Genomic DNA, 21,476 nt, shown 5'->3' with positions numbered 1-21,476 from the left:
ATGATCAGTTCAGTATTATAGACTAGGCTCATCGGCTAAGCGATTATTTTTACCCAAGACATTACGTTTAAACAATCCTTCATCAAATTTGAAGTGCAACCTAAAGTAAGCCCCTTGCTGAGTACTATCATCATAGGCGATATCTTCATCTTCAAAGCCCATCAAGTTATAGCCAAGCGATAACCATAGATTAGTCATAGGGCTATAGCCAACCTCAGCTCCTAGCATATAAGCCCGATCATCGGCTTTTGCATTCCAATAACTACCTGCTTGTAAGCCCAGATCCCAACGTTCGCTAAGATCATAAAGACCGCGAGTATAGACAGCATGAGCAGTGTTATCGCTAGTGATACCGCTAGCCTGATATGCATTATGTTTACCGGCATAGCGCCCAGACAAAGTTAAAGGCTGTGTTGGATGGTAGTTACCGCTCCAAGACCAAACTATAGCGTCTTTTTGATAAGCAGTAGTACCGGTTTGGTTATCATCTAAACGATACTCAAGTTTAGCCAGCATATCAAGCTTATTACTATGGTAATCACGGTACGCAACACCCAGTTGAAAGCGATTAACAGTACGCAGTCCTTGAGTATGATCAGCGCGTGAGTAGATGTCTTTAACTAATAAAGTAATATCATCAGTATAGCGGTAAGCTATACCAGCAGTGCCTAGTAAGGTGTCGCTAGCATTACCCCAGCGCTTCTCTAATCGACCTGACGCTTTATAGTTTTCTTTAGCAACATACTCAGCGCCGACCCCGACTGCCGTAGCGCTATTATTAGCATCGCCTTCAATAGATACAATACGCTCAAATAAGGTATTTAAGGTTAAACCAGGTTGTAGATACCATTGGTTTTTTAGACCAATAGCTGCTTCTGCCTCACGGGCGCTGATGGCATCACGCATCCGGTACTCACTATAGACTTTTCCATCTTTGGTATAATTAGCATCAACTCCGACTACAGTACGTTGACGCTCATCACTATCATCAAGCCCATAACTACCAGATAAACTGCTGATTAGGTCATGACGCGCGTATAAGCGACCTAACTTGCCGATAGGGGTCTCGCCACCGATAGAAGTAGCATTACGCCTGCTATTGTCAATGTCTTGCTCATATTCTGCAAATACTAAAGCTTGGTTAAACTTAGGCAGTCGCGCTGTTAGACGAGCACGAGCAGTCGTACCTTCGATACCTTCGACATCTTCATCCACCGCACTCAAACGGTTTAGCGCTGATTGATTGATAATACGATCATTGAATAGCCTATTAGTAGTAACGTTAATGGCCTCAGTGGCCCGTTGTAAATGACGTGAGGCGGCAGTAGCGTCTTGCTGGTAATAACGAAAGCCGACTTCAGCAACGATGTTTTTGCTAAGCTGCTGTTCAATACTAGCTAGAACATCTTGGCGACGGGCTTGAGTAGTATGATCTTTGATAAGTACAGCCTCTAATTTTAACGCTGTTTTTTTGTCATTGAGTAGACGAGTCATCTCTACTCCTGATTCAGTACGCCCAGCGCTAAGTGGTGAGGCCGCAGTGACAAAACCTTTATCAGCATCATTGTAATAAGCTTTGGCGCGAGTGTTCTTCTTATCATCATAGGCAAGCTCAATGCGTAAGGCATTGCCTTTAGTATTACTATTGTTTAATGACTTTGTGCTGATTTGCTTGCTTGGTTGATTGCTTATTTTATCGTTTGGTTGATAATTAGGATTATTGAAATTATCAGCAGTTATTTCTGCATTATTATCAATATATTCAGCTTTACTCATCGCATATTCAGCGACTAATTTGAACTTATCGTTGAAGTTAATGATACTGTTAATACTCGCCAGCGCTTCCTTATTAACAGGGTTATCACTGTTGACATAGCTACCACCGATAGCGATTTTACTGGTTAGCTGCTGCTTAGCAGCAACACCGCCAACCCAATATTTCTCGCCCCCTTCATCCACTTCTACGCTGACCCGTAAGTAGATAGGATTACCTTGTAGGTCTTGACTAGCAATCGGAGATTTGAGATATAAGCTACGACTAATAGGATCAATCTCATAATCTGCAAAGCGAGTTAAAGTTTTACGTAGGATGATGCGACTAGGATTATTGGCGGCGCGAGTGAGCACTGCAATAGTTTCAGAGTTTTCTAAAACTTGCTCAAAGTTATGAGCAAGAGGGTAGGGACCTGAGATACCTAAGCCGCGAGTCTCTTTAACACGTTGTGATGATCTAGTCTCAGCAGCAAAAGCTGTAACTTGAGTATTAGCATCTTCATACTGAGCTTTGGCACCCGTTAAAGTGCGGTGGTATTGACCAAGCTTAATACCCTCATCACTGTTTATTTGGGTTTTTAGATCGCCATACATAGCAAATGAGCGACCTTTGTCAACGCGCACGTAGAGCTTACTAGTAGATTGAGCATCAAAGCCTTTGGCTGATGAGTCACCATAGACTGGATAATATTCGCCCGGTTGAATATCACGGAATAAACGCTCGCCTTTATTGTCACTGTCATAAGCCAAGGTCAATAGATAGTCACCGCGCACTTTACCTTTGAGGAACAGCGCTGCACGACCAGTCGTCGAATAGTCATCATGAGCAGCCAACTCATGCAGTTGTTTTTCAAACGCGCCTTGAGCGTCAGTCACTTGACTACCGTCAAAGTCTTTTAGCGATAGCGCTCCTTCAACGATACCTACTACTATTAGTGGACGCAGCTTAGCAATGAACTGTAATGGAACTACTAGTTTGCTAGTCCCTGTATCGATAACTAGCTGGTCTTTGCCTGGTACCTTTGGGGCCACAACTGGTATCAGTAGCTCAGCACCAGAGACAATAAACTGGATTCCCGCTTTATCTTTATTACTATCTTTTAGATTAATGCGACCAATATTAGTATCGATAGTAATAAGTGTAGGAGCCAAATAAGGACGACCATCAACATCTTTTAGACTAATAACAAGCTGGTATTCGCTGATACCATCCGCTTGTACTAACTGCTCTTGGGTACGATAGTCGATGGTGTGTAAGCTATCGGGTGTAGTCACTGTAATAGTTTTTTCAGAGATGGTTTTACCGTTAACGTCAGTGGCAACCCCGCGTAGAGTATTAAGGCCATGTTTTAAATCTACTGCATAAAAATCAAAAGCGCTAACGTTTTGCCTTTCTTGCTCAGCCGTTTTACTAATTTGATCGTTTGATACTGCTGCACCATTTGCATAGAGGGTGAATAATGACCCTAAAGGTGCTTGCACTTGGATGGTCTGCTTATAAGTGCTTAACTGCTGATCTTGGCTTAAATTAATAAAAGCAACGTCATTATTATCTACTTGGTTTAGATACTCTTCTAGCAATTTTGTTGGTGGTTGCACGATTTTATTGACCGTCAGATTGATACGATCAGCGATAGGGTTGGCCATATTATTAACTATCGCTGAGTCACACTTGATACCTCGATCTAGGCTATCGTTTGATTTACAGCCACTAGCATCAATGTGGTCTCTATAATTACGATTATAAATGGGGTATAGATCCAATTTAGTTTTGACTGCTTGCTCGAGTGCATCGTTGCTAGCACCAATGGTTTTTTTGCGAGTTAGTAACTCAGCGTTGAGGCGCTCAGTACTAGTCCTGTTATCGGCAACGATAGCGAAGTCAGCTCGATGCAATTCACCATATTTTAGATCAACAAAGCGGCTGCCAGCATCGCCAGCATTGCGGTTACTCTGTGACACTAGCTCAGTAGTAATAGGGATAGTAGTGCGGTCTACTTTTAGGACATGGGTTTTGGCGCTAACCCCATAGAAATTATATTTACCTTGTGGATCGGTCACTACAAAGTTACCGTTTTCCATATAGATACGTACCCCAGCTACACCGAGCTCGCCAGCGTCTTTTTGTTGGATGCCATCGCGGTTGATATCGTAGTAGACCTTACCGATGATAATAGCGTCAGTATTAGTCACCCCACGCTCAATTTCAATCTTCCACTGGGCTTCTCTTGAAGTGAGTAACTTACTCGTACTCAGCAGACTGTCACGGCCAACAGCGACAGCACGGTTTATACCATCACCGCTTAATGAGGTAGACCCTATTAGCACTCTATAGGTAAAGGTTTTGCTCTCATTGACAGCAAGATCACCTAAACCTAAAACCTGATATTTGCCTTCGCTCTTAAACTCAGTAGTTCGGGCTTGCTTGATATCTACTCGGTTTTTTTTACTGCTCATACGGACACTATGTTCGACATAGTCAAAGCCCCGTGGCAGAGTATCTTTTAGCTGTACATCATAAGCGGTGGTTTTGCCGCTGTTTGTTACTTGAATAGTGTAATTAACATAATCGCCAAACGATGCTGTTCTAACATCGCCTTTTTTAATGACTTGTAGGTTAGGGTTATTATCAATAATGTTAATCTGGCTACTAATATGATCAATACGGATCGGAAAGTCAGTTTCGACATTAGGTAGATCATTAGGGTCAGTGCCGACCTCAGGTGAGATACAAGCGTCCAAAGTAGCGGTTAGCTTATCACCTTGTAAGGTTTGAATAATGTGATCAGTCAAGATAGCATTAGCGTTATTTTCAGTAGCTACTAACCGCTGATACTTGCCAGTGTTTTCACCAGTCTCTAGGGCTTTTAGCGAGTATTTGTCACCAGTTAACGAGGAGGTGATAGTTATCCAAGTTTGATCTTGCTTGTTGAGCTGTACATTACATTGTGCATAGCTGGCTTGGATATAAATATCATTGCTAATTTGCGAGGTTTCTTTACTGTCCTCAAATTCAGCGGTGGTGAATTTGATATCAGGAGCTGCTATCTGTGGACTGGTTAACATCACCCCATATTCGGCTACAGCAGCAGCTTTGATTTGATCGGTATGAGAGGTGGAGCTGAAAGTAGGGTCAGTTTGGCTATCGATGTTATAACTAGTGTTATCGCTAGCATTGGCAATATTATGGATAATCTGTAAATCAGAATTTAGGGCAAGGTTTGGTACTCCAACTGCCATTGCCATATTTGATTGCATAAGCAACATTGCTAATGACCGCGCAGAAATCTTCCTTATACGCAATGCGATACGCTTAGAAGGGGTCATTATGGGTTGAGTCATTTGGCGCTTATCCACCAAAACAAGAATGAATGATTGATATGTTTCCGATAATTCATTGGCATTTGAGTCGTTACCAGAGGTTACATCTGCATTGTTTTAGGGTAAGGAGGCTTGCACTTGCTGTGATACTGCAATAACCACTTCGCTAGACTTTACTGGTGGTGAGTAGTATTACCCACTTTATAATCGGCACCATTTATGTTGTTTATTTTTACCTCTATTGTGATCGGGTTGCTGCTAGCAAGCGCCATAGCGCTAGTCATCCTAGTACTGCTGCGATGCTAACAGACAAAAGGCTTGGGTTAAATAGGTTTATTCTTCTATAGAGGTGTAATATTAGGAGTCTAAGATTAGATGAGTGGCTATAGTCAGAAACTAAAAGGTAATAGAATGGGTAAGGGGTTAAGGTATATGGCTGTCAGCTCTTAAACGGCCGTTAGTTATTCAATAATAGTATTCAAAGCCACGGCAGCAGATTTTTGTGCTGGTAATAATTTGATATCCCAACGTAATGTACGATATTCAGAATAAGGAATCTTCATCAGCTTGCTATCCACTTTGCGCAGCAAGGGCATATCAGCATAGTTTTTGCCATCGATACTGGCTTGGGCACTGGCAGGTGAAGCTTCTCCAGTAAAAGTCATATTAGCAGGAATAGGGAGTACTACTGTTAAATCCTTGATATCTTTATTAATAATATTGGAGTAAGTGGCTTTATATTGAATAACAGAGCCTTTAGGCGCAGTACTTACAGGCGTGTAAATAACTTTACCGGCATCATTAATTGTTACTTGGTTGGCTGTCAGCTGCATTCTCAAGGCCTGATCAGCATGAGCTGCGCTGAGTAAAAATGCGCAGCCTAAACTGGCGACTAAAGTGTTCTGCAAAGACTTTACGTATGTCATCCGATATTTCCTATGAGATCATTCTATTGAAATAATACTAACTTTATAGTAGCTGCTAGTGAGTTTAAAACTGAAAAACAGATTAGTTTTGAACTCACTGTTAGGGTGTTTTGAACCTTTATAACTAAGCACTGCTGATAGCCAAAATTATTTTAGTTATCGTCACAATCGACAGTAAGACATAGGCATTGGCTAGATACTTTTAAGTTTCGATCGCCTAAAAAATAGTCTCTGTCAGTGCTGTGGTTAAAGGTTGAATGCGCCCTAGGCATAAATGATGGCATTGGCAGAAATTTATTGATTTTTAAAGATCATTTTTACAAAAGATAAACATAAAGTCACTATAAAGTAGACAAGCGGTAGCTAGAATTGTTTTGAAGGTAAAAGGGTGGGCGATAGGTAAAAATTTAGTTGAGGCTCTGAGGTATAAAAAACGGTAGACAATAGAGTAATGATCAGTGTCGGTGCCTGATAATATTAAGCTCTAGTATTATCAATGAGTTAAGTTATACCGGTAGTCCATAGATAGCTTGTCAGAGCAATAAGTCTGCCATGTAGACTCAGAGCATTAGTCTGTAAGAGATTGGCTCCAATGAAATGTCGCTTAGCAAGGAGGGTTAGTACTTAGCAGGCAAGGGCTTGCTAAATGGCCTTAGACTAAGCCGAAATAGACCTACTATTCATCTGATAAATACTTATCATAATGGTATTTATTCGCAACTATAACTAATGGCGTAAGGATAGTTTATAATAGTGAGCTGCGATATTTTATAGTTTTAGATTTCACTATATAAAGTTAGAGTTTGCCCACGATATGTTATAGTCAACTAACCAAATAAATACTTTGTTAACTGGTGATAACAGTTGGCATTTTTGTTGATTCGCCGACAAGCTTCTACTTTACCGGATCATCAGTTCTCACCAATGATATTAGCTTAGCTCTAAACCCTTTAGATATAGCCCGCTTATATTGCAGATAACAGTATTTAGTTTTATAGTTAGCCTTTATAGTTATGTTAATGCAGCTGCTTTTTTATCGCTGTCTCAGCATGGCTACTTATGTCACCTCTAGTTAGACCTATCACTTTTGACAACAAGCACGCTCATATGGCGTGATTTGTTATTTCGTTGGACAATGGGTTGCTTAAATGTAGCAAGGACGTCGCTAAGCCAACTATTGTCTCATCATACTATTCAATAACACCCTGTTATGATGCAGGGAAGATTGATTTAAAAGGATATTTACCGATGAATTATTATAAGGATGCTGACAGCACCGAAACTCAAGAATGGCTGGATGCTTTTGAGTCCGTGATTAAACATGCTGACAAAGATCGTGCTCAATTCTTACTAAAAGCGTTATACAACATGGCGGTGCAAGAAGATCTACCGTTTAACCGTTTGGACACCGCTTACATCAATACTATCGCTGTTGAAGATGAGCCGATGTATCCAGGCGACTTGTCTATCGAGCGTAAAATTCGCGCTTTGATTCGCTACAATGCTCTAGCTATGGTAATGCGTGCCAATAAAAATGATGACGATTTAGGGGGGCACTTAGCGACATTCGCCTCTAGTGCTACTTTGTATGAGACCGGCTTTAACCACTTTTTCCGTGCAGCCAGTGATCACTTTGGCGGCGATATGATCTATTACCAAGGTCATTCAGCACCTGGTATCTATGCCCGTTCTTATTTAGAAGGTCGTTTAACTGAAGAGCAACTGGATAACTTCCGCCGTGAAGTAGGTGGTAAAGGCTTATCTAGCTATCCGCATCCGTACTTGATGCCTGATTACTGGCAGTTCCCGACTGTATCTATGGGTCTAGGCCCGATCATGTCGATCTATCATGCTCATGTGCATCGCTATATGGAAAACCGCGGTTTACTCGAAAAAGAAGGTCGTAAAATCTGGACTTTCTTAGGTGATGGCGAAACTGATGAGCCAGAAAGCTTAGGTGCCATCTCGCTGGCCGGTCGTGAAAAGCTGGATAACCTTATTTGGGTAGTTAACTGTAACTTGCAGCGTCTCGATGGTCCAGTACGTGGTAATGGCAAGATCATCCAAGAGCTAGAGTCAGTATTCCGTGGCGCAGGCTGGCGAGTGATTAAAGTTGTTTGGGGCGGTAAGTGGGATAGCTTACTGGCCAATGATCATACTGGTGTATTGAAACATCGTATGGAAGAAGCGGTCGATGGTGAGTATCAGCTGTATGAAGCCCGTACCCCTGAGTTCACTCGCAAAGAGTTCTTTGGTAAATATCCTGAGTTAGAAGAGATGGCTGATGCGCTATCTGATGATGATATCTCACGCTTAAATCGTGGTGGTCATGATCCGATGAAAGTCTATGCCGCTTTTAGTGAAGCTATGAAAACCAAAGGTCAGCCAACCGTTATTTTAGTTAAAACAGTTAAAGGCTATGGTTTATCTACTCAAACTCAAGCAGTTAACAAATCTCATCAAGTTAAGAAGCTTGATCAAGAAGCCTTAATGTATTTCCGTGATCGCTTCGATTTGCCGTTTACTGATGAGCAGTTAGAGACCCTACCGTTTTATCGTCCTGCTGAAGACTCAGCAGAGATGAAATATCTAAAAGGTCGCCGAGAAGCCTTAGGTGGTCATCTACCTAATCGCCGTAGTGGACATATTCCATTGAATATTCCAGATTTGTCTATCTTTGATCGGGTATTGCAAGGTAGTAAAGGCAAAGAGCAGTCGACTACTATGGTCTTCGTACGTCTGCTATCTGCAATGCTAAAAAATAAAGATATCCAAGATCGCGTAGTGCCTATCGTCCCTGATGAAGCGCGCACCTTTGGTCTAGAAGGTATGTTCCGTCAATTGGGCATTTACTCTGCTGTTGGTCAAAAATATACCCCAGAAGATAGTGAAGCTTTGATGGGTTATAAAGAAGCCATCGACGGTCACATGTTAGAAGAAGGCATCAATGAAGCGGGTGCGATGAGTACTTGGATTGCTTTAGCAACCAGCTATTCTGTGAACGCCCTACCTATGATCCCTATGTATATCTACTACTCAATGTTCGGTTTCCAGCGTGTTGGGGATCTTGCTTGGGCGGCAGGCGACTGTCAAGCACAAGGCTTCTTGTTAGGCGCGACCGCTGGTCGTACTACCTTGAACGGTGAAGGCTTACAGCATCAAGATGGTCATTCACAAATCTTGTTCAACGTTGTGCCTAACTGTGTGACTTATGATCCTTGCTTTGGTTATGAGCTAGCAGTAGTAATGCATGATGGCCTGCGCCGGATGTATGGTGAAGGCGAGCGTGTTTATTATTACTTAACCTTAATGAATGAAAACTACGATCAGCCTGCTATGCCAGAGGGTGCTGAAGAAGGTATCAAGCGTGGTATGTACCTGTTGGAAGATAATGGCTCAACACAAGTGCAGCTATTAGGTTCTGGGGTTATCTTACGTGAAGTACAAAAAGCGGCGCAGATATTAAAAGATGAGTTCAATATCACCGCCAACGTTTGGAGTGTGACCAGCTTTAACGAGCTGACTCGTGATGGTATGGCTTGTGATGATTACAACCGTCTGCACCCTATGGAAGAAGAAAAAGTTTCGTGGATCACTGAGCAGTTAGCTCCACATGAAGGTATCGTGGTAGCAGCAACTGATTATATGCGCAACTATTCAGAACAAATCCGTGCATGGTTACCTGATAGTCGTCCTTATACGACTTTGGGTACTGACGGCTATGGTCGCTCTGATACTCGTGAGAACCTACGTAGATTTTTCAACGTTGATGCAGCGCATATTGTTGTCGCCACGCTTAAACGTTTGGCCGACGAAGGTGAAGTGGAAATGCGCTTAGTAAAAGATGCCATTTCAAGCTTGGGTATTGATGTAGATCAGCCACCTGCTTGGCAGCAACAGCCTTATTATGACCATTCTCCAGATGCACCAGCACCAGCAGCTGATAATGTGAATCCGACTCCTGTACCTGAGTTTGTCAGTGAAGACGATGACGAAATCTCTAGTGAAGGCCGTGCTGAAGATCAAGCCGATGCCGAGCTATTAAACGATGATGACGTCAAAGAATAAAACCTATAAGACGAACATAAGACAAGGAGAAATAGGATGGAAATTAAAGCCCCCGATTTGGGTGTCGATAGTGCCGAAGTCAGTGAGATTATGGTGCAAGTCGGTGATGTCATTGCAAAGGACGATAATATCGTCTTATTAGAGTCTGATAAAGCATCGGTCGAAGTACCAAGCTCAGCTGCTGGAAAAATCACTAAGATCAATGTTGCTATTGGCGATCAAGTTACTGAAGGCACTGTACTTATTGAGGTTGATAGCGAAGCTGACAATGCTGACAATGCTGACCAACAGGTAAGTACTGAAGAAGCTGAACAAGTGCCTGAAGAAGCGGCAACCAATAAAGCTGATACTGATACCTCTGCTGCTAACGAAAAAACGGATGATGCTAGTGCGGCTACTAAGCCTAGCACTTCAGAGTCCGCAGCTGAAGAAGCGACGGCGACTACTTATGCGCTACCAGATTTAGGTGTTGATGAGGCAGAAGTGTCTGAGATTATGGTCAGCGAAGGCGATATGGTCACTGCTGATCAGTCAATCTTGTTGATTGAATCTGATAAAGCCTCAGTTGAAGTACCTGCGCCAGTAGCCGGTAGAGTTGAGAAGATATTGGTAAAAGCTGGTGACATGGTAGCTAACGGTCAAGACTTTATCGTTATCGTTAGTAGCGCAGCTGGCGCTAGTAATGAGCAAGCTGAAGCCCCCAAGGCTAAAGAAGCTACAACTTCTAAACAGGCTGCCACGCCGGTAGCGCAAACCACAGGGGAACCAAAGCAGGCCGCTGTTAAACCTGCTCCTGTGGTCAATAGCGCGCCTAACAATACCACGGCTAGTAAATTAACAGAAGCTCAAGTAAATGTTAAGTCAGCCGCAGTATATGCAGGTCCTGCGGTACGTAAGCTTGCTCGTCAATTAGGGGTAGATGTCACTCAAGTTAGTGGCAGTGCGCTCAATGACCGTATCTTAAAAGAAGACTTGTTTGCCTATGTCAAAAATAGTCTGACTGCTAAGCCAGCCGCTGCAAGCGCTGTTACTGGTAGCGCAGCGCGGGCAAGCTTGCCTACATTGCCAGATATGAGCAATGCTGAGATTTGGGGCGAGACTGAAACTCAAGACCTTACCCGTCTTCAGAAAGTTTCGATACCGCAGCTTAATTACAATACCTATCTGCCACAAGTTACCCAGTTTGATCTCTCAGATATCACCGAGACGGAAAAACTACGTGGTGAGCTTAAAGGTGGTATGAAAGCGCAAGGTATTGGCCTGACTATTTTGGCCTTTATTGTCAAAGCAACGGCTTATGCTTTAACTCAGCATCCACGCTTTAACAGTCATTTAAGTGATGACAATACCCAAGTTATTTTGCGTAAGAGCGTGCATATGGGTATTGCGGTAGCTACAGATGATGGTCTAATCGTACCGGTTATTAAGAATGCTCAAGACAAAGGTATCAAGCAGATCGCTATTGAGATTGGTGAGCTGGCTGTAAAAGCTCGCGATAAGAAACTAAGTACTAAAGATCTACAAGGTGCTAGTTTCACTATCTCAAGCCAAGGTATCTTAGGGGGTACGGCTTTTACTCCTTTAGTGAATTGGCCGCAAGTAGCTATCTTAGGCGCATCAGAGGCGACTATGCAGCCGCATTGGAACGCTAGTAAGCAAGCCTTTGAGCCACGTTTAATGTTGCCGCTCTCTTTATCATATGATCATCGTGTCATTAATGGTGCTGATGCTGCAGTATTTACTCGTTATGTGGCGAGTCTGCTGGCTGATCCACGTCGTATCTTGCTATAGAGCGGCTAGCTTTGTTTAACTAAACAAAATATTTTATTAAGAGACTATCTACGGATGGTCTTTTTTATTGCGTTAAGTAACTGTTATTGTTAGTAATATTTTTATGTAGGTTTTATTTGGTAGCCGTTTTGGTAGCCAGTAGCTTTAATTTTTGGTTGTTGATAGCAGTAGGGTGATGTAATTATTTAGCTGTTACTTGTCATCTTTGCGAGCTTCTTTAGCGTTTACTTATATCGCTTTACCGTTACTATCCAATGTCGGTGCTACCAGTCTTATCACTGTAGGTCTGTTTACTATTGGCTCAACATCTTTCATTAGTGGCTTGTCTAATAGCCCTAGCAGCTTTGCTTTGCTCATCGTAGCAGCAACCATAGCAGATGCCTGTCCATTAGCCTTAGCAGTCAATCTAGCATCGTCTAATTCTGTCATTAGATCATCAATACTCATTTTCACTTTTACCTCATAATATCTTGATAGGCTTGTGCTGCCTCATCAGGTGATATACCTGTAATATTAAAAACTACTGGCTTGTTGTCTGCATAAACATCTTTCAGCACTGGCTTATCTAACCCTATCAGCTTTGCCATAGTAGTAGTGGCTTGTATCATGGCGGTGGGTTTACGTTCCTCAATCGCTATCTGCCTTGCCTGTTCTAACTGATTGAGTAAGTCATCAAGTGTTAGTCTGCTCATGGTTCAATACTCCTCATCTAATCGCTTACTGATTGCCAGTGCTATTTCAGGGGTTAGATCAGGAATATATCCTAGTCCATTACTGTTTGGCGTTACGTCCCTCATGTTATCCATGCCAAGCAATTTAGCTTGTGCGACTGTAGCGGTAACTATGGCGTTCGGATTGCGGTCATCAATCGCTATCTGTTTGGCTGTTTGCAAGTCTGCTATTAAGTCATCGAGCGTTAATGATTGGCTCATTGTTTGAATGTCCTTAGTAGTTTGTCTGTCAGTTGCTCATACTCGTTAAGCAGTCGGTTATAGGTGCTGTGGTGCATTCCTTTAGGACGTTCACCAATGCCATGAATAACGCCTACTTGCCAGCCCATACGTGCCCTGATTGCGTTTAGCTTGCTATAAATGCGGTCAATGGGTTGCTGTAGCTGTGTTTGATAGTTTGCTCCTATGCAATGCCTACAGACGTAAGTACCAGCGCAATATAATACCGATGTCCTGCTTGAGCATTTAGGGCATAACCACCAATGGCGGTAATGACCATAATTGCATGGGGTCTTTGATACTTGGATAGAGTAGTTATAAGCCTTGCCACGGTATGAGTAATTAAACTCTATAAAATCTTGTTTGGTTTGCTTTAACTGATTGCGATATGTTGAGATATTCAGCTTTGAATAGTCGTTAAGGCTGTGGGTGGTGGCAAGGGCTGGCATGATGATCTCTAATTGTTATCTAAATCATTAGTAAATTTCATCTTTATTATATCATTGTGAATTATATTAACCTTAGCTTTTATAAACATTAGGCACAAAAAAAGGCAGACGCTAAACGCCCACCAATACAGTTTTATACCTACAAAAAGTCGCTAAAGTTGCTAAAGTTCATTGTATGCCTTTGTTTATAGAGTGTTTGGCTTAGCTTGCCACCTGCTAAGGGTCGCTAAAGTTGCTATAGTTCCGCTAAAGTTCGTTTGATATTCGCTAAGTTTAGCTAAAGTTTAGCAAGTTTAGCAAGTTTAGCAATGCTTAGCAGCACCCCAGCTAAAGCAAAGCCCTTAACTGGTAAGGGCTATAGACAAGTTTAGCAAGTTTAGCGGGTTTTTCTATCCGCTAATTAATAATAAGCTTAGGGTTAACATAAACTAAGCGCCTACGCCCCTCACTTTCAAGCCTAATGTGTCCCATACTTTCAAGATCATCAAGTAAGTAATTAAGCTTCTTACCTCTTAACGCATTGGGTGCGTGCTGTGTCACAAAAGACTTGTTCAATACCGCTGGGTTGTAAGCTTTGGCCTTAGTGATTAACCAGTGACTTAACTTCTCAATGTCGGTTTGTTCACCTGTTGGCGTTGCATCTTGATAGCGCAAGCGTTCGGCGGTTGAGTAACTAACCAACATAAAGGCCCGTTTAATATCGTCTGTGGTAATGGTCTTACGCTTATCAAAGAATGCTATCAGTGTGGCTATACGGCTGGCATTTTCTGCCATACGTGAGGCATACGCTTTTAAGTATTCTAACGGCATGTTCTTGGCTTGCTGATTCTCTATTGCTTGCATGTGCTCATAAAATACTTGTTCTGTCTGCTTGTCTTGCCAGCGCATCTTAAAGCGTTTGGGTGCTCCTTTCTCATCGGTGGGCGCATTACTGTCCACGGGGTCTAGTAGGTCGTTGCATCTGTCCCAGTAAGCTATTAGATCAGGGTCAAGCATTGGGCTTTGCTGTCTGCGCTCTATATCGTCCCATGTTCTATAACCTTGCAAGCTGTTAGGGCAAGCAATTAAGGCCCTTGCTAAAAAGCCTTGCTGGTTCATCATGTCATCAGTTAAGGCCGGTTCTAAGATGATACGTTGAGCCATTAGCATTAACGTCATACGCACGTTGTAGGCTTTGGTGCGTGGGTTGGCATAAGCATTCTTTTGTGATCGTGTCCGGTTCACTTCGCCGCCGCTATAAAGGTCTGTGATTGCTGCCAGTGCGTTACCGGCTGTGTCACCTTTCATAGTATGACCATTAAAGAATTGGGCTGCGTCATCAGTGGACCATGATGCATCTGTAATTTCACCATTAACAAACTTATCGAGTACCGGCTCAATAGTGGCATCTTTAAATAGCCGTTCGGGGTTGTGAGGTGCTGGCTCATTGGCTTGGTAGTCTTTGAGTTCTGCACCTTTTAAGCTGGCAAGCTGTGCTTTGTGCTCCTCATGCCTTGTTATATATTGCTCATACTGTTTCTGCTCATATTCTTTTATTTTATGGTGGCTTAAGTCCATAGCTTGCGTTTTGCCGCTGCCACTCTCACCCTCAGTAATTAATATCAGGCTTGCCGGCATGTGCTTATAGCCAATAGGTGCATCAACGTGGGCCTGTCCCATGTGGGCTAGGGCGCCTAAGATACATTGACCGGCCATAGCATCAGGTACTTGCTGATAATAAGCTATTTTCTTAATAACCCTTTGTAGTAGTCCGTCCCATGCCTCTATTGGGTAGCGTGTCGGTTTGCTAGGGTCATTTGCAAGCGGTTCAGGTGTGGGCCATGCCACAGCTTTAAGGTCGATTATCTTTGTATCATCAAGGGCTAATATATCGGCATAACTTAAGCCGCCATACTCTAAGTGCTCTAATACTGTTCTGTCACTGGTCACTACTACCTTTACGTTATGACCTGCCAGCGGCTTGCTTACTTCGTCTGCCTTGTCTAATGTCGTAAAAACAGTAACGGGCCTATCTTGTGATAAGTGCTTAACGGTGTCATTAAAAAGCCATTCATTAGGACTGATAGCCATTGTTACATGGTCAGCTTTCAAGCATTCAGCTAACGCCATACCATCATCAAGGTTGCTTGCTGCGATAAGCTCGCTATCATTGCTCGATTGGCCAATAAAGTAAGCAGACGGCTGGCTAGTATCGGTTATGATTGGCTTGATATGGTTATCAGCATATAAGCATAGTAAGCTCACCGCCTCATAGTTTTTGTTATGCAAAATCATTCCTATAGTGCCTACTGTGTCCAGCTTGTCCCCTGCATTTTCTCCTTTGGTTACGGTTACCCTGTCATCAATAACTATTAAGCTTTTAGGGTTCAATAACGGGTAGTTTTGGGCTAAAATAGTAAAGCCTGATAGCGCCTCAATAGTTGCTATTGGATAGTCGCCTAAAATGCCAGATAAGCCCACCTTGCCGTGGGTTTTTTCTTGGCTGTCGGTTGGTGGGGTGGTCATCTGTACCCCCTTGCTTCTGACTGGTTCGGTTTGCGCTGCTCTCTATACTTCTTGTAGTAGCTTTTGCGCTTAGCGTGCTTACGGCTTTGCTTTGGTGGGTAGGTTTTCACTGTTTACCCTCCTTACCGTAACGGGTCATTGCTAGGGTTTCTTTGATTGAGCTTACCTGTCTTTGTAATAAGTCGTCCCACGTTACAGTGGTATCATGCGTCAATCTCGCCATTGATATAGCGGTGTTAGTGTCTATTTTTTCGTAGTGAATGAGTGCTAATAGCTTACCTATGTCACTAATAACCGTTGCTGCGCTCTCAATGTCACAAACAATATCGGATAAATCAAAAGCAGATATTAAAATAACTTCTTTGTCGTCTGCTTCGGTGGTGTCTATAACTGTGCGCTGGATTGATTGATTGCCCCTGTATAATGTTGCTATCGCTTGGCGGTTTGCTGGCGTGTCATGGAATAATGACTGGGCGGCATCATTGCGGCTTACATTGCCATCAGTCCGATAGTGGTATGTTTTGCCGTTGGCAGTAAGGCCTAAACAGTCATATTCTTTATCATTGAATAGCTTGTAAGTGCCATTACCCACAGACGGGCATAGCACGCTGTTACCATCTTTGAATATCTCTGGTGTGCTGCTTAAGTTACGCATGATTAGTTACCTCTAATTTTGTTAGTGTTTTGACGTTTACTGGTTCGCAAGCTACAAGTAATAACAAGATCATCAAGCCAGTTAATAGCAGCATATAAAATATAAAGCCTCGCTTACTGCGTGTGCTTTGCGGCTTATCGTTGCTCATTTCTTACGTCCTCCACGTTAAAGGCTATTTCTGCTATGCGTGTCGATAGCTCTTTTAATGACTCTACTTGACGGTTGCCTGTCGGTAGCGAGCCACGTAACGCTAGTAATTTGTTTTCTACTTCTACCATCTCTATCAGGCTATTAATGGCAGTCACATTGGCGTGCAAGGTAATGATTAGGTGGTCAATAAAGTCATCGTTTATCATCAAATAACCTTGTTCTTTTAGCCCGTCCATGACTTGGTTTATAAAGGTGCTATCACTCATGGCGCATTACCTCCACTGTTGGCAGTGATATAAGCCCGTCCATCATCTCGCTTAAAAGGGTTGCCAGTTCACTATTAGCGAGTAAGGCGGATCTCACAGCGACTATCACGCCCTTACTTGTGTCATCATCGGTCTTGATAGCATCAAGCGCCATTGATAGGTGCTCGCTATCGTTTGATAGGTCTTGTATGCGGTCATTGATGACAGATAAATAATAGCTATCTACTGCCACTAGGCGCTGCTCTAATATGTCGTTTGATTGGCTCATTTAGTTCACCTCACTGTTAGATAATTCGCTTTCAAGTAATGTGTGTTCATCAAGCCAATAAAGGGCGAACCATTTCTTATTGTGTTTGACCATCTCACTTTGAATAACTAGCCCTGTTAGGCGTAAGTCATGTATGCGTTGAGCTAGGCATGTAATTTGGTAAAGGCGGTATGCGTCCCATGTGCTGATTGTTGCCCCTGTCATCAGGTGCGCTCTAACAATCTCTATTTGTGTCTTAGGTGCTGGCTCGTTGGTCACTGGGGCGGTGCTGGTGGCTGTAGTAGTCATAATTAAACCCCCTCGCTAACTGATTGCTGATTTTCAATAAAGCGCAAAATATCGCTATTCCTAAACATAGGAATACCGTTTATATTAATTGGCTTAGGGAATTTATCCGCTTTCCACCAGCGTCTTAGTGTTTGGTGATGAAGTCCGATAAGTTCGGCTGTTGGCTGAATGCGTGAATAGCCTTGAGGGTTTAATGGGGTGGGTTGTTCTGTAGTGAGCTGGTTACTGCTAGGTATGCTAGACATTTTCACTTACTCCTAGTTAACGTCTGTTAAGGTGTAAGTGAAGTCTATACCGTGAGATTATGCTAAAAAATTACCCTACGCCGTGCTGGTAGTTATTTATTATATTTTTAATTATGTTTTCTCTGATTTTTTCTCTATCCTCTGCTTTACCTTTGGGTCTGCCTTTTTTCTTTCTCTCGTCAAAGCGTTTGTCAGTAAGCCAGTTTTCTCTTATCTGCTTAATATCAGGCACTTTGTTGTCTTGTATAGACTTTAGGCATTTTCTTACGATTGTTGCTATATCAGTGCTTGTTAAGTTCTTTTCTTTATCATCATTAAGCACGCTTAAAGCAATACTTACTCCTTTATCCATCAGTTCATATTGTGCTATGTTGCTACCTCTATTAGGTTTACGCCAACCTTTATCTTGTACTTCGTTAGAATCAAAACCATTGAACCTTCGAAGTTGTAGCGTATTAGAATCATACGCTTGCTGATACCATAGACTAATATAGAAGTCTGTATTATTAAAAGCAGTATAAGCAAGTTGAAGAGATGCTATAGCTCTTATGATGGTTTCAACTTTATATATTGACTGTGGAATATAACTCAACCTATTAAAGTCTGACATTATTTCTTCATAACAGCGATGGTATGCCACTCTTTTTTGATCAAAATCGCTTTGGTTAAAAATAGCTTCTTCAACTATATATCTAATTTCTTCACGCCAAAAGTAGATAAACTCAATTATTTCTTCTGAATGAGGCGATTCTTTATCTGAGGCATAACTGAAAAACCTAAGCCAGTCTAAATAATATGATAATCTCAACCGTCTCGATAAACTTAGAGACAAGTCATCATTGATGTTTGATATAGGTACATAACTTGGGTTGTCATTTGTCATGTTCACACCTTTACACACCTTAATAAAAATAGGTGCAAGGCGCTGGCTGCTTTAAGGTGTGTGAATAGCAGCCGTTCGGGTAATTAGTCCTAGCCTTGCAATTATTGCTGATAGCCGTTGAGCTATCAAAACTGGTTAATCTGTTTGTTATATGGCTTTAGGCGTGTTTTTGTTTGGCTGCTTTCTTAAAGTCTGCACGTATCACGTTATCAAACTTGCCAGCCTTTATATCGTCTAAATAGTTGGCCCATGCTGTCATCATATCTGCTCTTTGCTCTAGTCCAGTCATGCGGTTGTATGCTGTACCATAAGCGTTTAGCATGCGGTGGCCTAGTGCCAGTTCAGTTATCAATTCATCATAGCCTAGTCGCTCCATTAGCATAGTCTTGGCACTACTTCTAAAACCGTGTGGGCTGTGAATATCTTTATAGCCTTGTCCGTTATTCATTAGATCACTATTCAATACTTTGTTGATTGCTTGCGTATGGTGATAAAGCTCTTTTTTGCGTCTAGGGTTATGAAATACATAATCGCTATTACCTGTAAGTGGCTTCATCTGCTCTAATAGGGCAATGGCTTGCGGTGCTAGTGGTATAACAATACTGGCTACCATGTCAGCCCTGTTGCCAGCTTTCTGTGGCTTAAGTTCCCATTGTTTTTTAAACCAGTTAATATCCGCCCACTTCATAGCACACATGTCACCAACTCGAACAAACGTTAATGCTAATAGCTGCAATATGCGCTTATTGTGTAGCTGGCTTGCATCGTCTAAGCGGTCAATATGTTTTAGCAGTTCGGCAAACTCTTTAGGGTCTGTTAGTGCTGCATGATGTTTTACTTTGTGATTAATAAGTGTTCCTTGTAGGTCGCTGGCTGGGTTGTACTCAATAATCATATGAGCCTTAGCAATCTGTAGAATACTTTTTAATATAGTTTTGACCTGCAAGCCTTTATATGAATATGTTTTTTGTATGTCCTTAATAAACTTAATGACGATACTAGGGCTGATATCTGTCACTTTCATATGGCCAAGTCTTTGCTGGATTGGCTTTATCGCAATGTTAATATTTTTGATACTAGAAGGTGATAAGTTTTTGCTGTGCTGTATTTCTAACCATTCATTGATGAAATGATTTAACGTGTTTTGACGATCTGTTATGTCTTTTTGCTTTTGACTTTCTCTATGCTCTATTGGGTCTATGTCTTTAGCTAACAGTTGCATATTGTCGCTGTGATATTGACGGGCATCGGCAAGGCTTAACGCTGGGTATTGTCCTAGCGTCATGTAAGGGCGTTTGCCAGTGATGGGGTGGGTGTAACGGTGTCTAAAATCGGCTGTAGCGTCTGAGCTATCTTTGTGTGTTCTTATGCGTACTTCTAGGCCTTTATAGCCAGCTATAGCGTAACTTATAGTCTTGTCAGTTTGGATAGTGTTTTTGATTGCCCGTTTGATTTGGGTATCGGTTGTTAAGTCTGTTTTGATTGTCATCTTATCACCTGCAAACTGGTAGCCATTTTGGTAGCCATTTAATCGGCTTTTTCACACTTGCACTAACGTTATCACAAGTGACATATTAGCACTAAAGGCACGTAAAATAAAGGCTTTGAGCTTATCAGGTTTTATCAGGCTTTATTAAAAGATGCCATCTACGGATGGTCTTTTTTTGGTGTTGGTTTTATCCGTTTAGCGTTAACGGTCCTTGATAGTAGACACAAAGAAGCCAGCTATTATGCTGGCTTCTTTTACTGCGATTGTTAGTAATTAGATCACTATATTAGACCGTATTAGAACTGTTTTACAAAAGCAACGCCATAGACCCAAGGGCTGATATCAATTTGGCCAATATCATTACCATTTAAAGTAGCATCAGTTTTTATGTCCATATAACGGGCATCGATACGGAAAGCTTCAGTAGCAGCAAATGGGATATCAACACCGATATGACCAGCTACACCGACGCTATCGTCAAGATCTAAGTCACCACCAGTAGAAACTCTTTCTTTAAAGAAAGTAGTGTAGTTAACCCCAACACCAACAAATGGTTTTAGGTTCATAGGCATATTATAGCCATCGAAATGATACTGTAGTGACAAAGTAGGTGGTAAGTGTTGAGTTTTACCAGTAAGTTGATTACCCAGATTATCGGTTAAGGTAAAGTCATGATGAAAAGGAATCGCTGCTAATAGTTCGATACCAACGTTATTAGCGATAAAGTACTCACCACTAATCGTTGGACGTACATCACCGTCAACATCAACCGCATAATCAGTGCCACCGGCATTGACAGTGCCGTTATCACTTTTAGGGTCAACATAGTGGGCACCAGCCGCCACTGACCAAGTACCAGCAGGTACAGCAAAGGCAGTAGTCATAGTAAGTGCAGTAGCAGCGGCTAAAACTAGGGATTGTAGTTTCATCGGATTAAATCCTTAACAAGATAAATGATTTTCAGTAATTATGGATGAGGGATAACATCGGTCACTGAGAGATAGAGTTACTATAAAAAGACAACTAGTAGCTCATACTTACTATTATACATTAAATCCCTACAAATAGTAATGATTTAAAAACAAGCCATAAATAAAGCTATGAACAACAAACAAGCCCTAAACAATTCTTTAAAGATTATTTTTACAGGTAGCTGCTTATATAATCTAAAACCATAATTTTTCTAACTTCATAAATACTGTAAAATACTTTAGCTAAATCAATGTTTCTAAATTCGTAACCGCTCTTGACTGCATAACGGTTTAGAAAACCAATAAACAAAGGGTAAGTAATATGACTGGATACTGCAGTAACTCCCCTTTACGCTGCAATAACGCCCGCTTGATGCTAATAATGTCTGAGGACGACAATTGTTGTGCTGATTGTGGCTTGTCTTTAATACCTACTAATAATTTGAGCAGCAGCTCCTATAAAGAACAGCAATTTATA

Annotated in this window: 17 protein-coding genes; 2 read left to right on the top strand and 15 right to left on the bottom strand. The window is 41.9% G+C overall.

The window, feature by feature from the left end; genetic code table 11:
• Positions 1-15: 15 nt before the first annotated feature.
• Together JMY09_RS03710 and JMY09_RS03705 are read right to left on the bottom strand one after the other, a co-directional pair.
• A complete protein-coding gene (locus JMY09_RS03710) occupies positions 16-5,115 on the bottom strand; it encodes an SdrD B-like domain-containing protein (protein WP_201622248.1) in 5,100 nt (1,699 codons plus the stop codon).
• Positions 5,116-5,555: 440 nt separating this feature from the next.
• Positions 5,556-6,020, bottom strand: coding sequence for a hypothetical protein (locus JMY09_RS03705; protein WP_201622247.1), 465 nt, complete (start codon positions 6,018-6,020; stop codon positions 5,556-5,558).
• A gap of 1,248 nt (positions 6,021-7,268) precedes the next feature.
• Here JMY09_RS03705 and aceE point away from each other — a divergent pair.
• Both aceE and JMY09_RS03695 read left to right on the top strand, forming a co-directional pair.
• Positions 7,269-10,088 (top strand): pyruvate dehydrogenase (acetyl-transferring), homodimeric type, encoded by a 2,820-nt coding sequence (aceE, locus tag JMY09_RS03700; RefSeq protein WP_201622246.1) that lies wholly within the window; start codon positions 7,269-7,271, stop codon positions 10,086-10,088.
• A gap of 36 nt (positions 10,089-10,124) precedes the next feature.
• Complete coding sequence (locus JMY09_RS03695; protein ID WP_201622245.1) at positions 10,125-11,879, top strand: 2-oxo acid dehydrogenase subunit E2; 1,755 nt, start codon at positions 10,125-10,127, stop codon at positions 11,877-11,879.
• 228 nt (positions 11,880-12,107) lie between these two features.
• Here JMY09_RS03695 and JMY09_RS03690 read toward each other — a convergent pair whose 3' ends face one another.
• The 13 genes from JMY09_RS03690 to JMY09_RS03630 form a co-directional block, all read right to left on the bottom strand.
• The gene (locus JMY09_RS03690; RefSeq protein ID WP_201622244.1) at positions 12,108-12,326 is read right to left on the bottom strand and encodes a hypothetical protein; all 219 of its coding nucleotides are present in this window, start codon (positions 12,324-12,326) and stop codon (positions 12,108-12,110) included.
• A gap of 8 nt (positions 12,327-12,334) precedes the next feature.
• Positions 12,335-12,571, bottom strand: a complete 237-nt coding sequence (locus tag JMY09_RS03685) for a hypothetical protein (RefSeq protein ID WP_201622243.1) — start codon at positions 12,569-12,571, stop codon at positions 12,335-12,337.
• 3 nt (positions 12,572-12,574) lie between these two features.
• Complete coding sequence (locus JMY09_RS03680; protein WP_201622242.1) at positions 12,575-12,811, bottom strand: hypothetical protein; 237 nt, start codon at positions 12,809-12,811, stop codon at positions 12,575-12,577.
• Positions 12,808-13,278 carry a hypothetical protein gene (locus tag JMY09_RS03675; RefSeq protein WP_201622241.1) on the bottom strand — a complete coding sequence of 157 codons (471 nt, stop codon included), beginning with the start codon at positions 13,276-13,278 and terminating at the stop codon, positions 12,808-12,810. The genes JMY09_RS03680 and JMY09_RS03675 overlap by 4 nt, the downstream gene beginning before the upstream one ends.
• Positions 13,279-13,674: 396 nt before the next feature.
• On the bottom strand, positions 13,675-15,783 hold the full coding sequence (locus JMY09_RS03670) for a DUF3987 domain-containing protein (protein ID WP_201622240.1): 2,109 nt from the start codon (positions 15,781-15,783) through the stop codon (positions 13,675-13,677).
• 106 nt (positions 15,784-15,889) lie between these two features.
• Positions 15,890-16,438: a hypothetical protein gene (locus JMY09_RS03665; protein ID WP_201622239.1), complete on the bottom strand. Its 549-nt coding sequence runs from the start codon at positions 16,436-16,438 to the stop codon at positions 15,890-15,892.
• 134 nt (positions 16,439-16,572) lie between these two features.
• Positions 16,573-16,854: a hypothetical protein gene (locus JMY09_RS03660; protein ID WP_201622238.1), complete on the bottom strand. Its 282-nt coding sequence runs from the start codon at positions 16,852-16,854 to the stop codon at positions 16,573-16,575.
• Entirely contained in the window at positions 16,847-17,122 is a 276-nt protein-coding gene (locus tag JMY09_RS03655) for a hypothetical protein (protein WP_201622237.1), read from the bottom strand. The genes JMY09_RS03660 and JMY09_RS03655 overlap by 8 nt, the downstream gene beginning before the upstream one ends.
• A complete protein-coding gene (locus JMY09_RS03650) occupies positions 17,123-17,410 on the bottom strand; it encodes a helix-turn-helix domain-containing protein (protein ID WP_201622236.1) in 288 nt (95 codons plus the stop codon).
• 2 nt (positions 17,411-17,412) lie between these two features.
• Positions 17,413-17,655: a helix-turn-helix transcriptional regulator gene (locus tag JMY09_RS03645; protein ID WP_201622235.1), complete on the bottom strand. Its 243-nt coding sequence runs from the start codon at positions 17,653-17,655 to the stop codon at positions 17,413-17,415.
• A 70-nt stretch (positions 17,656-17,725) separates the two neighbouring features.
• Positions 17,726-18,538: a hypothetical protein gene (locus JMY09_RS03640; protein WP_201622234.1), complete on the bottom strand. Its 813-nt coding sequence runs from the start codon at positions 18,536-18,538 to the stop codon at positions 17,726-17,728.
• A 157-nt stretch (positions 18,539-18,695) separates the two neighbouring features.
• On the bottom strand, positions 18,696-20,027 hold the full coding sequence (locus JMY09_RS03635; RefSeq protein WP_201622233.1) for a tyrosine-type recombinase/integrase: 1,332 nt from the start codon (positions 20,025-20,027) through the stop codon (positions 18,696-18,698).
• A 296-nt stretch (positions 20,028-20,323) separates the two neighbouring features.
• A complete protein-coding gene (locus tag JMY09_RS03630) occupies positions 20,324-20,956 on the bottom strand; it encodes an OmpW/AlkL family protein (protein WP_201622232.1) in 633 nt (210 codons plus the stop codon).
• Between the last annotated feature and the right edge of the window lie 520 nt (positions 20,957-21,476).

It is taken from the genome of Psychrobacter urativorans, from assembly GCF_904846695.1.
In the GTDB taxonomy this organism is placed as follows: Bacteria; Pseudomonadota; Gammaproteobacteria; order Pseudomonadales; family Moraxellaceae; genus Psychrobacter; species Psychrobacter urativorans.
The sequence above is the reverse complement of the archived record's forward strand: the minus strand, read 5'-3'. Positions and strand labels throughout refer to the sequence as shown.

Excerpts from the sequence above, each read along its gene's own strand:
- JMY09_RS03680 (WP_201622242.1), bottom strand. The coding sequence starts at position 12,811 with ATGAGCCAATCATTAACGCTCGATGACTTAATAGCAGACTTGCAAACA.
- JMY09_RS03640 (WP_201622234.1), bottom strand. The coding sequence starts at position 18,538 with ATGACAAATGACAACCCAAGTTATGTACCTATATCAAACATCAATGAT.
- JMY09_RS03695 (WP_201622245.1), top strand. The coding sequence starts at position 10,125 with ATGGAAATTAAAGCCCCCGATTTGGGTGTCGATAGTGCCGAAGTCAGT.
- JMY09_RS03665 (WP_201622239.1), bottom strand. The coding sequence starts at position 16,438 with ATGCGTAACTTAAGCAGCACACCAGAGATATTCAAAGATGGTAACAGC.
- JMY09_RS03630 (WP_201622232.1), bottom strand. The coding sequence starts at position 20,956 with ATGAAACTACAATCCCTAGTTTTAGCCGCTGCTACTGCACTTACTATG.
- JMY09_RS03675 (WP_201622241.1), bottom strand. The coding sequence starts at position 13,278 with ATGCCAGCCCTTGCCACCACCCACAGCCTTAACGACTATTCAAAGCTG.
- JMY09_RS03645 (WP_201622235.1), bottom strand. The coding sequence starts at position 17,655 with ATGTCTAGCATACCTAGCAGTAACCAGCTCACTACAGAACAACCCACC.
- JMY09_RS03670 (WP_201622240.1), bottom strand. The coding sequence starts at position 15,783 with ATGACCACCCCACCAACCGACAGCCAAGAAAAAACCCACGGCAAGGTG.
- JMY09_RS03685 (WP_201622243.1), bottom strand. The coding sequence starts at position 12,571 with ATGAGCAGACTAACACTTGATGACTTACTCAATCAGTTAGAACAGGCA.
- JMY09_RS03710 (WP_201622248.1), bottom strand. The coding sequence starts at position 5,115 with ATGACTCAACCCATAATGACCCCTTCTAAGCGTATCGCATTGCGTATA.
- JMY09_RS03660 (WP_201622238.1), bottom strand. The coding sequence starts at position 16,854 with ATGAGTGATAGCACCTTTATAAACCAAGTCATGGACGGGCTAAAAGAA.
- JMY09_RS03650 (WP_201622236.1), bottom strand. The coding sequence starts at position 17,410 with ATGACTACTACAGCCACCAGCACCGCCCCAGTGACCAACGAGCCAGCA.
- JMY09_RS03705 (WP_201622247.1), bottom strand. The coding sequence starts at position 6,020 with ATGACATACGTAAAGTCTTTGCAGAACACTTTAGTCGCCAGTTTAGGC.
- aceE (WP_201622246.1), top strand. The coding sequence starts at position 7,269 with ATGAATTATTATAAGGATGCTGACAGCACCGAAACTCAAGAATGGCTG.
- JMY09_RS03690 (WP_201622244.1), bottom strand. The coding sequence starts at position 12,326 with ATGAGTATTGATGATCTAATGACAGAATTAGACGATGCTAGATTGACT.
- JMY09_RS03655 (WP_201622237.1), bottom strand. The coding sequence starts at position 17,122 with ATGAGCCAATCAAACGACATATTAGAGCAGCGCCTAGTGGCAGTAGAT.
- JMY09_RS03635 (WP_201622233.1), bottom strand. The coding sequence starts at position 20,027 with ATGACAATCAAAACAGACTTAACAACCGATACCCAAATCAAACGGGCA.